General features: G+C 41.8%; 8 protein-coding genes. 4 read left to right on the plus strand and 4 right to left on the minus strand.

Annotated elements, in window-relative coordinates; all coding sequences use genetic code 11:
- Positions 1 to 23 precede the first annotated feature (23 nt).
- Positions 24 to 6,587: an O-linked N-acetylglucosamine transferase family protein gene (locus tag OSCIL6407_RS0106810; protein WP_007356995.1), complete on the plus strand. Its 6,564-nt coding sequence runs from the start codon at positions 24 to 26 to the stop codon at positions 6,585 to 6,587.
- Positions 6,588 to 6,643: 56 nt separating this feature from the next.
- Here the strand turns inward: OSCIL6407_RS0106810 and OSCIL6407_RS0106815 are convergent, their stop codons facing one another.
- Positions 6,644 to 6,940: a DUF3288 family protein gene (locus OSCIL6407_RS0106815; RefSeq protein ID WP_007356996.1), complete on the minus strand. Its 297-nt coding sequence runs from the start codon at positions 6,938 to 6,940 to the stop codon at positions 6,644 to 6,646.
- Between the two features lie 54 nt (positions 6,941 to 6,994).
- On the opposite strand from OSCIL6407_RS0106815, the gene OSCIL6407_RS0106820 reads away from it, so the two are divergent.
- Together OSCIL6407_RS0106820 and OSCIL6407_RS0106825 are read left to right on the plus strand one after the other, a co-directional pair.
- A complete protein-coding gene (locus OSCIL6407_RS0106820) occupies positions 6,995 to 7,177 on the plus strand; it encodes a hypothetical protein (RefSeq protein ID WP_007356997.1) in 183 nt (60 codons plus the stop codon).
- A 66-nt stretch (positions 7,178 to 7,243) separates the two neighbouring features.
- A complete protein-coding gene (locus tag OSCIL6407_RS0106825; protein ID WP_007356999.1) occupies positions 7,244 to 8,452 on the plus strand; it encodes an AI-2E family transporter in 1,209 nt (402 codons plus the stop codon).
- 406 nt (positions 8,453 to 8,858) lie between these two features.
- On the opposite strand, the gene OSCIL6407_RS0106830 is transcribed toward OSCIL6407_RS0106825, so the two are convergent.
- Together OSCIL6407_RS0106830 and OSCIL6407_RS0106835 are read right to left on the minus strand one after the other, a co-directional pair.
- On the minus strand, positions 8,859 to 9,119 hold the full coding sequence (locus OSCIL6407_RS0106830; RefSeq protein ID WP_007357000.1) for a hypothetical protein: 261 nt from the start codon (positions 9,117 to 9,119) through the stop codon (positions 8,859 to 8,861).
- 246 nt (positions 9,120 to 9,365) lie between these two features.
- Positions 9,366 to 9,854: a hypothetical protein gene (locus tag OSCIL6407_RS0106835; protein ID WP_007357002.1), complete on the minus strand. Its 489-nt coding sequence runs from the start codon at positions 9,852 to 9,854 to the stop codon at positions 9,366 to 9,368.
- A 694-nt stretch (positions 9,855 to 10,548) separates the two neighbouring features.
- On the opposite strand from OSCIL6407_RS0106835, the gene serS reads away from it, so the two are divergent.
- Positions 10,549 to 11,823, plus strand: coding sequence for a serine--tRNA ligase (gene serS / locus OSCIL6407_RS0106840; RefSeq protein ID WP_007357003.1), 1,275 nt, complete (start codon positions 10,549 to 10,551; stop codon positions 11,821 to 11,823).
- 152 nt (positions 11,824 to 11,975) lie between these two features.
- On the opposite strand, the gene OSCIL6407_RS0106845 is transcribed toward serS, so the two are convergent.
- Complete coding sequence (locus tag OSCIL6407_RS0106845; protein WP_007357004.1) at positions 11,976 to 12,428, minus strand: retroviral-like aspartic protease family protein; 453 nt, start codon at positions 12,426 to 12,428, stop codon at positions 11,976 to 11,978.
- Positions 12,429 to 12,541: the final 113 nt, after the last annotated feature.

The raw sequence follows: 12,541 nt of genomic DNA on the forward strand, positions 1-12,541 counted from the left end.
CTTTATCTTTAGGTATTTGAAGGATGAAAAATTTATCTCAGCCAGCGATTTATTCTTATTCTTCTAGTAAGCGGATTTTGCTAGGACAACTTGGAGCAAATGGCGATTGCCTTCATGCAACTACATTAGCTCGGCAAATAAAATATGATTATCCCAATTGCCATTTAACTTGGGCAATTTCATCAATGTGTCGTAGTGTAATTGAAGAAAATCCATTTGTTGATGAAATCTGGGAAATACCCGCCAATAATTGGCAAGAAATAGTAACAGCTTGGTATGGGTTAGAAAAAGAATTACAATCTCGTCTTAATCGAGGTAACTTTGATGAAATATTTTTGACGCAGGTTAGCCCAAATAACTATCAAAATTATGATGGAACTACTAAAGCATCTCTTTTTCGCGGCTATCCAAAACCGATTACTGTGCCGATTCAAAATATCTTACGCCTACGAAATGATGAGATTGAAAGAGTCCGTAATTTTGCTGAAGAGCACAATTTACTGAAACGCAGTCATGTTATTTTATTTGAGTTCACTGGCAGTAGTAGCCAATCTTTTGTTAAGCCAGAATATGCTTTATCTGTCGCTCAATCCCTGCTGTCTCGTTTACCAGATTGCAGCATTATTCTTTCATCGAGCACGAAAGTTATCGTAACAGATGAACGAATTATTGATGGTAGCGTGTTAACACTACGAGAAAATGCGGAATTAACAAAATATTGCAGCCTTTTAATTGGGTGTTCTAGCGGCGTAACCCAAACAGTATTAACCGATTGGGCTAAACCGTTACCCATGATTCAGTTGTTGCTGGCATCCACATCAGTTTATGCTTCTATTGCCCACGATCTTGAATATTGGAAACAGTCTTCAGAGCAAGTTTTAGAAATGACTGATTGCTCGGTAGAACACGCAGTTGAATGTGCTTATACTGCTCTTGTAGAAGGATTTTCCGAGGCTCGTCGCCGATTTCACCACCAAATCCCCCTAAATTTTAACTTTTATTTCACCTTGGTTTGTCAGGCTCTCCTGCGAAATGGTCAGTATCTGAAAGCGGCGCAATCTATTTTGTATACTACAGAACGATACGGTTGGCATCCAGAGCTAAAAACCTTTGTACAGACTGAGTTGCTTCCCAAAATAGGCCTGCATCAAACTATGCGAACGGCTGATGAAGGTTATACTAATTTATTACAAGATTTTGTTTCAGTTCACTCAGAATCAAACAAAGTAGCTTACTCACATAAAAAAACGATCGTGAAATTACCTGATATTGAATTTCCTACAATTCTACCTCTTTCAGCCAGCAATCGCAGACCTTTTTGGTCAGTGATGATCCCGACCTATAACTTGAAGGAAAATTATCTCGAACAAACGCTAAAAAGCGTTATCGAACAAGCTTTAAGTGTCGAAGAAATGCAGATTGAAGTTGTTAACGATCATCCGAATCAGTTGATTCAAGACGAGATCGAAGCAATTATCAGAAAAGTGGCTGGCAATCGGATCGAATTTTATCGTCATTCCGAACTTAATGTTGGTCAAACTGCAATTTTTAACATCTGTCTTCAGCGAGCTCGCGGTCAATGGGTTCACATTCTGCACGATGACGATTTGGTTAAGCCTGGATTTTATAGCAGCCTTCAGGGAGCTATAGAACAACAATTAACAATTGGTGCTGCTTTCTGTCGCTGTCTCCATATTAATGAAGAAAATGCACCTTTATGGTTATCACCTCTGGAAAGAGAAACGCCTGGTATTTTAACTGATTGGATCAAAAAAATTGCTGTGTATTCTTGGATTGCAGCGGCTTCTATGGTAGTCAAACGAAGTGTATATGAGGAGTTGGGGGGATTTTGCCCCCAGGCTGGCGCTGCTGCTGATTGGGAAATGTGGAAGCGAATTGCGGTGAATTATCCAATGTGGTATGAACCTCAAGTTTTTGCCTGTACGCGGATGAATTCTTCATCATGGACATCTAGATTGTTTCAATCGGGAGAGAATATTGCAGAGGCTCACAAAGCTATTAAAATTTCCCAAGCTTACCTTCCTCAAAATATGGCTGAGGAATTATCAAATCAGGCAAAAGAACACTATGCAATCGAAGCTATGAAAATGGCACATTCAATGATTGCGAGAGGCGATATAAATTCAGCGATTGCCCAAATTAGAGAAGGATTGAAATGCAGTAATTCTGCCAAAGTAACTAAGTTGATTCCGGCTGGTTTTCAGCCGAAGAAAGGGGAGCAAGAACAACAAAATAACGTTCCAAGTTTATCACCCAAGATCGTAATTGACGGCGTAATGTTTCAGATTCACAATTCTGGAATTACCCGTGTTTGGCTTTCCTTAATTACAGAATGGGCAAATCAGGATTTTGCTCAACATATTCTCTTACTCGATCGCAATGGAACTCTCCCCCAAATTCCTGGCATTAAGTATCGGCAAATATCAGCTTATGACTACAACAATACTGAAGCAGACCGCGAAATGTTGCAGAAAATCTGCGATGAAGAACAAGCCGATCTTTTCATTTCTACTTACTACACTACACCGCGCTCGACACCCTCTGTGTTCATGGCTTATGATATGATTCCAGAAGTCATGGGAGCCAATTTAGCTAACCCGATGTGGATCGAAAAACATCAAGGTATCCGCCATGCTTCTGCCTATATTGCCATTTCCGAAAGCACAGCTCGCGATTTAGTAAAATACTTTCCTGATATTTCTCCAGAATTAATAACAGTAGCTCATTGCGGAATAGATAGGAAATTTTCACCATCAACATTCGTAGAAATTAATCAATTTAAGGTAAAATATAATATTTCAAGACCTTATTTTATCTGGGTGGGCGATCGCGTTGGATTTAACGGCTATAAAAATGCTGTTTTATTCTTCCAAGCCTGCTCTCAATTAGAAAATAAACATCAATTTGAAATTGTTTGTGTAGGGGGCAACTCGGAATTAGAAACAGAGTTAAAAACATATAGTTCCGATATTAAGATTCATCTTTTAAGACTAAGTGATGATGAATTACGAAGTGCTTATTCTGGGGCTTTAGCATTAGTCCAAACATCAAAATATGAAGGCTTTGGGTTGCCATTATTAGAAGCGATTGCTTGTGGCTGTCCAGTAATCGCCTCTCAAAATAGCTCAATTCCTGAAGTTGCAGGTCAAGCAGCTTTATATGTGAACGGCGATCGAATTGAAGAACTAAAAAAAGCACTTATTGAGGTGCAAAATTTTCAGATTCGTCAAAATTTAATTGCTGCTGGTTTGGAACAAGCTAAAAAGTTTTCCTGGTCAGAAATGGCAGCAAAAGTTAGCTCAGCTTTAATAGCTGCTACTAAGCTTTCCCCTAAAACATCTATTACTATACCGCCTTCTATGACTTCCCTAATCAGCATTGTTGAAAAATATCAAAGTAACCAGTCAGATTCATCAGCATTAGCAAATATCCGCCAGTTGAGAAAAAAAATTGCCGATCGATGGCTGAATTCATCTACACTCGAACAACTTGCAAATGCTTATGCAGGAGAGACAGGTCAAATCCATCAAGCACTGCTGAATAGTGGCATTAAAGATGAAACACTAACTGATGAAGAACAAACTTTTGTCAATCAACTAGGAGTACAAATTGCCAAAGGATTTGAGGAACATAAAACTATCAATCATCTCCTGGCTGCAATGCTTTACCGCCGTGCAGATCGACTACCGATAAAATACGAACGCGCCGCTATTCCCAATTGGTTTGTTAATGACTATCTGAAATTTATGTTTGTCTGTCCTAACCTTTTCCAAGAAATAGGAGAAGCAGACAATTACTATCGCTATCTGCAAGGATGGCTAGGTTACGTTCATACCAACATCTTTAACAACAAAGATTCTCAAATTTGGCAAAATATTGCTTTATTTTTCAGTCAAGTTGCTAACTTTATCCCCCTGTACTTTACAACTGCAAACCTGCGGGATGTTTACACAAAGCGGGCGGATATTATGGAGTTAGTTCTTAAAAATCGCGGTTTTCAGGTTGATTATGTTTTCCCAGCGCGACCAGCAACGCGCTCAAAAATTCGCTTAGGAGTGCTCAACGATCATTTTGCTCCCCAGACAGAAACCTTCGCAACTCTTCCTGTCTTTGAACATTTAGACCGCAGCCAATTTGAAATTTTTCTATATGCTCTCAATGTCAGCGGTCATCAATTAGAACAATATTGTCAAAGTCGCGTTGATAAACTGGTTCCACTTCCTAAAGATTTTGCCTTGCAGGTGCAAACTATCCGCGATGATGACTTAGATATCCTGTTTATTGGCACTAACCTAACAGCTATTAATAAACCCACTACTTCCCTGGCACTTCACCGTTTAGCACGGGTACAGACGACCTCTTTCTGTTCGCCGACAACTACGGGAATACGCCACTTAGATTACTATATTGCCGGCAAGTGGACAATCCCCGATAGCAGTTATCAAGAACAATATCGAGAGCAGTTAGCTATTTTGGATGGCAGCGGATTTTGCTTTAATTATGCTACTCAGTCGGAAACATCAACTCTGCAACCAACAAGAAATAGCCTCGGTATTTCTGAGCAAACAAATGTGTTTATATCAGGAGCGAACTTCTACAAAATTCTGCCAGAATTGCGAGAAATTTGGGCAAAGATTTTGGCTGCTGTTCCCAATTCTATGCTAATTTTATATCCCTTTGGCCCAGCTTGGACTCGTTCTTATCCGGCCACGCCTTTTGTAAATAATTTGTATGCTGTATTAGCTAAATACGGCGTTGAGAGCAACCGTCTATTAATTGTAAAACAGTTACCGAGTCGCGGCGATGTTAAAGAATTTTTGGGGTTAGCAGATGTTTATCTTGATTCCTATCCCTACGCTGGCGCAACTTCTTTGATTGACCCTCTACAAGTAGGGTTGCCAACGGTAGTGATGGAAGGAAATGCTTTGCGCTTCCGCCAAGGGTCAGCAATGCTGCGGGAAATTGAAATACCAGAATTAATTGCTGATAGCCAACAATCCTACATTCGGTTAGCAGTTGCTCTAGGTAGCAACCCTAAATTGCGACAGCTTCATCGGCAAAAAATTCAGCAAAAGATGCAAAGCAATCCTAGATTTTTAGATAGTCGTGCTTACTCGCTTTCTATTGGTAAATTATTCCAAGAACTCTTCCAAAAATGGCAAAATAGCCAGTCACCTCTTGGCAGTTCAGTGTTAGCACCCAGCACTGAATTCATCAATAAACTTGAGGATTATGTAAATCTCTACCGCACAAATTACTCAGCAGAATCCGCGATCGCATCTTTACGCCAAATCCGTAAACAGTTGGCTGATTATTGGTTGAGCGTCACTCCTGAGCAACTGGAAACTATCTATCAAAGCGATGTCGGTAAGGGCTATAAAATGCTGCTTGGCTGTGGTTTTCAAAATCAACCGCTGACTGAAGAAGAACAGATATTTTTGCAACAATTGACTCAGATTAGTAAAGGACTCGTGCATCCTAAAGCTATCAATTCTCTGCTGGCTGCAATGCTTTACTTTATTCCGGGAACGATGCGGATACCGAATGCTCAGGCTCGTCTACCTCGCTGGTTAATAGAAGATTACGAGCAGGTTTTTGAGAGTGAATTAGCACTGAATTTTGACTCGGTTAACCAACCACCATCATCTCAGTTACTAGCTCATTATATTAGTTCGCCACAATTTTTAAATCAACTGTTAGGCTGCGTGAATCTATACCGCATCGATCCGACTGATGAATCTGTGGTAATGGAAATCCGCCAGCTCAGAAAGCAAATAGCTGATTTTTGGCTCAGCGTGCCAACTGAGCAACTGGAAACTATCTACGTTAGTGATGTTGGTAAGGGTTATCAAGCAATCCTTTACTCCGGTTTTCAAAATGAGCCAATACTTGAAACTGAACAGGTATTTTTGCAGGAATTGACGGAAATTGGCAAAGGGTTAGTGCATCCTCAAGCGATTAATTCTCTGCTGGGTGCAATGCTCTACTTGCCTCCGGGTAAGATGCGTGTCCCTGATGCTCAAACCCGTTTGCCTAAGTGGTTAATTAATGACTATGCAAAAGTGTTTGAAAGTGTATTTGCCGCCGCTGAAATAGATAATACTCTTTCCGAACCAGTCACGCAACCGCAAAATTTGCTGCCGCAGTTTCTCAGTCAATTATTTAGCTCTGTAAAGCTTTATGAAATAGATTCAACGAGTGAATCGGTAATAGCAGACTTGCGAGAAGTTCGCAAAAAATTAGCAAATTTCTGGCTAAAAGTTCCAGTAGATAAATTGCAAACTGTCTACGAAAGTGATTTAGGTAAGGGTTATAAAGCTTTACTTGGCAGTGGTCTTGCTAATCAACCACTGCTAGAAGCTGAAAGGGCTTTTTTGAACTCATTAGTTACTGAATTAAGCAAAGGAATGGCAGAACAAAAAGCGATCAATCATCTATTAGCCGCAATGTTGTACTGTCGTCCAGGGCAATTGCAAGTTCAGGATGCAAATAATTGTTTGCCTCGGTGGTTATTGGAGGATTATGAGAAATTCGTTAAGGCTGGGATAAAGATGGCAGTTAAGTAATACAAATCAGGTTGGTGTTTGTAAGAGAGTTAACCCGAACTGTTACGATCGCGCTCTTAAATCCAATCTTCCTCCTCTGTTTTTTGGCGCTTATAAACCTGACCAGCAGCATGAATCTGGCGGGTTTTTTCGTAAAGAGCTTCCTCATCGGGATAACCCCAGTTCTGCATTACTTTATCTAAATCTCTTTGGATATCCCTAGCACCGGGAAAGCCGCGATAGCGAATTTTTAGCCGCCCTAATTCCGCTAGATTGTAGTCAGTTGCTTCCCCTGCTAATAGATTAGTGACAATGACGCGATCGCTCTTATATTGAGGATGCTGCTGTTCCTGATTTGTCTGTGCTGATTTCATGTTGATTCTATCCGTGCTAGAGATCCGCGAACATTTGAGCTAAGGAGCGCAAGCGTGGGCCCTGGTAGTTCCAAACTGGCGATCGCTCTTAAGAAATTTCGGGGTGAAATTCGGGGTAAACTGCTGAAGTTGACACCTATGCGCTGCCATTTATACGCTTTGAGCGAAAAATGTGGCGATCGCACAGCGCCTACCCTACAAGATTCACCGCGATCGCATAAAAATCATACCTATTGAAGGCACAGGTCTAGCCAAAGCTGAGGATAATAACCAATATGAGTCTCAAAATTTTGACAGGATTTCATGGTTAATTCTTGGCCAAAAGCACCCAAAAGTCGCCTGCTGAGCTGGTGGGAATCGCTGACTCCCATGACTCGCCTGCTAGCGATCGCCCTAGCAGCACCACTCACCGTACTCAACGCTTGGGCATTCTCTCAAATTTTTGGTTATTTTCAATCGCTCTTTGTCATCCTCTTAGTCGCCTCCCTGTTGTCCTTCCTGCTCAACTATCCCGTCAGATTGTTCGAGCAACACGGAGTACAACGAGAGCAAGCTGCAATTCTAGTCTTTTTAACAGCACTATTGATCCTGCTGGCCCTAGCACTGACACTATTTCCCCTCGCCTTCACTCAAGCGCAGCAGCTCGTCGCTCGCTTACCAGAATGGATCGATTCTGGACAGCGCCAGCTCCTGATATTTGACGATCGAATCAATGCTCTCGGCTTACCCATTAATCTCGACGGCTTCATTGCTCAAATTAACACCCGACTTAAAGGCGAACTACAACTCGTCGCAGGGCGAGCTTTAAATATCACCTTAAACCTGACTGTTTTAACAGTTGTCAGATTGCTGGATTTACTGCTAACAGTAGTTTTAACCTTTTATTTACTCCTGCACAGCAGTGATATCTGGGAAAGCTTAATCGAGTGGTTGCCACCTCGATTTCAAAAGCCATTTTCTGAGACACTAAGGCTAAGTTTTCAAAACTACTTTACAGGTCAGCTCATAATTGCAACTTGTATGGCTTTTGGGCTAACTTCAGCCTTTATTTTCCTAAAGGTTCCCTTTGGTTTGCTATTTGGCTTAACAATTGGTCTGATGGCATTAGTACCTTTTGGCGGCTCTGTGGGAATTGGACTGGTAACTATACTCGTGGCCCTGCAAAACATTGGATTAGGGCTGCAAGTCCTAGCCGTTGAATTAATTGTGCAGCAAATTGTAGAAAATTTAATTGCTCCCAGAGTGCTAGGTTCCGTGACCGGTTTAAATCCATTTTGGGTGTTTGTTTCTATCTTGACAGGAGCGCGAGTCGGAGGATTTTTAGGAGTTGTAATCGCCGTACCAGCAGCAGTTGTTATTAAGGAGGCACTAGCTGCGGTACGATCGGAAAAAGTTACTGATGAATCAGCCCATACTCCCTCAACCAATGAATCTTCAGAAGCGAGCCGTGTTAACCCCGATCGAGAAACACAATTGAAACTTCCACCCTTAAAAGGAGATGGATTTCTCTAAGAGTTAATAGCTAAAAGGCATCTCTGAAATGAAAATTGCCCAGCAATTACTCTGCTCGGTTAATCAGTTAATGTAAAATCAAACAATCAAAAAAATGAATTATAAAGTGGATTAAATAAGCTAGTTAACGTAGGGTGGGCGCTCGCCGCAAAAAACCTGTAACTCATAGAAGAAGATGGTCGCGGCGAGCGCCCACCTTACAATTTATAGCGTTTATTTATGTCCACCTACTTAACAACGAAGTCTTTTGGTAAAAAAAACCGGTTTCTTTAGTTGGGTGTGTAAGTCCTGGTTTTGTTTATGGCTGTTTGAAACTCAGAGTCAAACAGCCACAACCACCTCACGTCTTCTTTATGGATTTTCGGAGATGTTTCTTTACTAGAACTGTTTTACTTGCTCCAAACCATTACCGATCCGCAGGATCGCCGTAGGGATCTTCGCTGGCTGGGCGAACATTGCCGAATTGTGGATAATCGGCGGGATCGCCATAGGGATCTTCGCTGGCTGGGCGAACGTTGTCGTATTGTGGATAATCGGCGGGATCGCCGTAGGGATCTTCACTAGCAGGGCGGACGTTGCGATCGTCATAGTTGCCGTTAGGATCTATTCGCCCGCTGCTAGGCCCCAAGATTGCCTCTTTCAACTGTCTTAATAACCCGTCGAACACGATCGATCTCCTTTTTTTATAGCTGAAGAAACGGCTGTATCAAAAATATTTGCCGATTCCATGCTGTTGTTATCTTTGTGCTTAATTGGTGGCACAATTGCATCTGAAACTCTTACCAATTACCCAAATATTCACCCAAGTCTTCTTAAAAAAGAGCTTATTGTCTCTCCCCCTTTTTAATGAGGTTAGGAAGGATAAGAGTTTCAGCTTTTAATTCCTAAGTCCTGACTCTTCTAGAATTAGCATTTACTGTACCGGCGCTGCGGTTCTGGCTTCTGCAACGCTAGTGAGGTCTCTGCCGGTGGGACTATTGTTGTAACCCTGGAATTCGCGATATTTCTGTGCTTCGGACTCTGGAACTTTAATTCCTTCGGGAGGCGGTGTTACCCAGTGAGCGCGGTGTTCGGCATCCCGATAGTAAACGCGACCATTTTTGGAAAGGTAGTATTGCCCTTGTGGCCCCTGTTCTTGTTTGTTTTTATGCTGGTTGTAGATATAGTAAAGTGCCGCTGCTCCGGCTAAAATTGCTACTTTCTGAGTATTTGACAATCCCTTTTTCACTTCCGGGGAACGGTTGGGAGCTGAGACTGTCTGTCCAGCACGAGTATCGTCAACTGGCGGCGGTACTGAAGCTTGTTTTGAGCCGCAGGCTGTCATTAAGGGAAATGTTAGCAGCACTGTTAGCAGCAGAGATATCCAGTAGGATTTTCTTCGATATCGATTGATTTTATCCATCACGCACCTCTTCTTTGTTTCTTTCAATCTTGATATGTTCTGTAAATAAATACGTCAGTATTTAGATATAAAAACATTTTTTCTTTCATAGAGCAGGAGACAGGAGGCAGAAGCTAGGAGGCAGGAGGAAAATGCAATACTAGAAATGGTTTGGGGGATTGAGAATGTCAAGACCGTTGTGGCGGTTGCTATACTTATGGCATATACAAATAGATTGATGTTAATAAATTAAAAATGGAAAGAAGCGGTAATCAATAGTTACTTCAACTCTCAATAACATTGAGAGGATAAATCTGGCGTTTTCCTGGGAAAATATTAATGTTTTAATTCAGAATTTTAGCAGAGCTAAACTTTGAAAATGAAACAGCCCTGCCCCCGTCTCCCTCTCCTGGGGAAAATTACCAATAAAAAGCCCTCGGTCACAAGTGACTGAGGGTAGAAAAATTATCAGGGTGCATCTACTATGTTTCACAGTATAACACCCCTGAAGGGTCTTACCCCTCACTACAACATCAAAAAGTAAGAAAAATAGATGACAATAAGTTATTTATCACTAACAAATCATTGATAAAGCTTATATAAGCACCAGCTTTGTGCCTATCCTGCATCAAGGGGGAGCGATCGCGGGGTAAAATTAGGGGTTCGAGCTGTCCAAAAGCTGTACCCTTAAAAATCTCAACCTTAAAATCGACCTGTGCTAGATCTTAAACTCATCCGCGAAAACCCACAAGCTGTACAGGAAAGCCTCAACCGCCGAGGTGGGGACTATGACATCGAGCCCATTTTACAATTAGATCGACAGCAGCGGGATTTAGAAGGGAAGCGATCGCAACTCCAGGCCCGCAGCAACGAAATCGGCAAACTCGTCGGTCAAAAGATTAAATCAGACCCCAAAGGCGCAGAAATTGAAGCCTTAAAAGCAGAAGGGAACCAAATTAAAGCTGAATTAAGCGAATTGGAACCCCAAGAAAAGGACTTGAAAGCTCAAATCGAAGCCTTATTATTGCCTCTTCCCAACTTACCCAGCGACTCCACACCCATCGGCAAAAGTGAAGAAGAAAACGTCGAAGTGCGACGCTGGGGAGACGAATATATCCCCCAAACTACTGATATTTTACCACACTTTGAAATCGGCGAAAAACTAGGAATTATTAACTTTATCCGCGCAGTTAAAGTTGCTCAACCGCGCTTTGTTACCTTAATAGGAGCAGGTGCAGCCTTAGAAAGAGCGATTATTCAATTGATGCTCGACCGCCATACAACAGCAGGTTATGTGGAAGTAATTCCCCCATTTTTAGTTAACAGCGCCTCCCTCACTGCTACAGGTCAATTACCCAAATTTGCTGAGGAAAGCTTCAAGTGCGACCAAGATGATTTATGGCTGATTCCTACCTCAGAAGTGCCAGTTGTCAACCTTTACCGCGATGAAATTTTAGCCGCAGAACAATTACCGATTTATCACTGTTCTTATACGCCTTGTTTTCGCCGGGAAGCTGGCAGTTATGGCAAAGATACAAGGGGATTAATTCGACTGCACCAATTTAATAAAGTAGAATTGGTAAAACTCGTACATCCCAGTACATCAGCAGCAGAACATCAGAAATTAGTGCAGGATGCTGAAGGAGTTTTGCAAGCATTAAAATTACCCTATCGAGTGATAGAATTGTGTACGGGTGACATCGGATTTAGTGCAGCTAAAACTTATGATTTAGAAGTATGGCTGCCTTCGGCTGGTAAATACCGCGAGATTTCTAGCTGTTCTAATGTCGGTGATTTTCAGGCGCGGCGGGCGAATATTCGCTTTAAAGAAGCGGGTAAGAAAGGTACTCAATTCGTTCATGCTTTGAACGGTTCTGGTTTAGCAGTTGGCCGCACGATGGCCGCAATTTTGGAGAATTATCAGCAACCTGATGGGACTGTGAAAATACCAGAAGCGCTGCAAGTTTATATGGGACGCGAAGTATTGTAAAGCAAAAATATCCCGCAAAAATATCCCGGCGATTGAAATCGCGCAGCAACGCGGGCACACAAACAAAGTCCGCCTACATTGTAAAAAATATCCCGGCGATTGAAATCGCGGCTACACAAACAAAGTCCGCCTACGCGGACTAATGAGGTTTACTAAATTCTGAATACTGGATAATTAGGATGTTCAGGATTGGGGACTAAACGCTGATTCTTGCAGTCTACTAATAAATCTAACGTCTCCAATGCTGTCTGACCAATCAGCACAGTATTGCCTAATACGAGAGTAGCTTCTGTGGTTTCGCGACCTTCTATTTCGAGGATTACAGGTTCCGTCAATCCTACTGATTCTTCTCTACCATCAGCATATTGAGCTATTTCATGAGTCCGAATTCTTAAACCCAGAAATTCTACTATCTCCGCAGGTATGGCAGTCCGTACTGCACCTGTATCTATGAGTGCTTCTGCTTCATAGACACGCAACAAATTGGGATTAAGCAGTCCTCGATGGACTAAAGCTTCATCAATTGCATTAGTTAATTTAACTTTGACTCGAACTGCACCCATATTTTGATTGTTATTCCTGGTCGAATTGCTGAGATTTACCATAGTTTTTCCCTCCTATCTTTTTATATTACATATTTTTGTATATGTACTATCGGCTTCAGAGTACCTATTCAATAGGTAATATCCCTCTGTTAATTGATTCTGGCTGCAAATTG

The organism is Kamptonema formosum PCC 6407 (genome assembly GCF_000332155.1).
Taxonomy (GTDB): domain Bacteria; phylum Cyanobacteriota; class Cyanobacteriia; order Cyanobacteriales; family Microcoleaceae; genus Kamptonema; species Kamptonema formosum.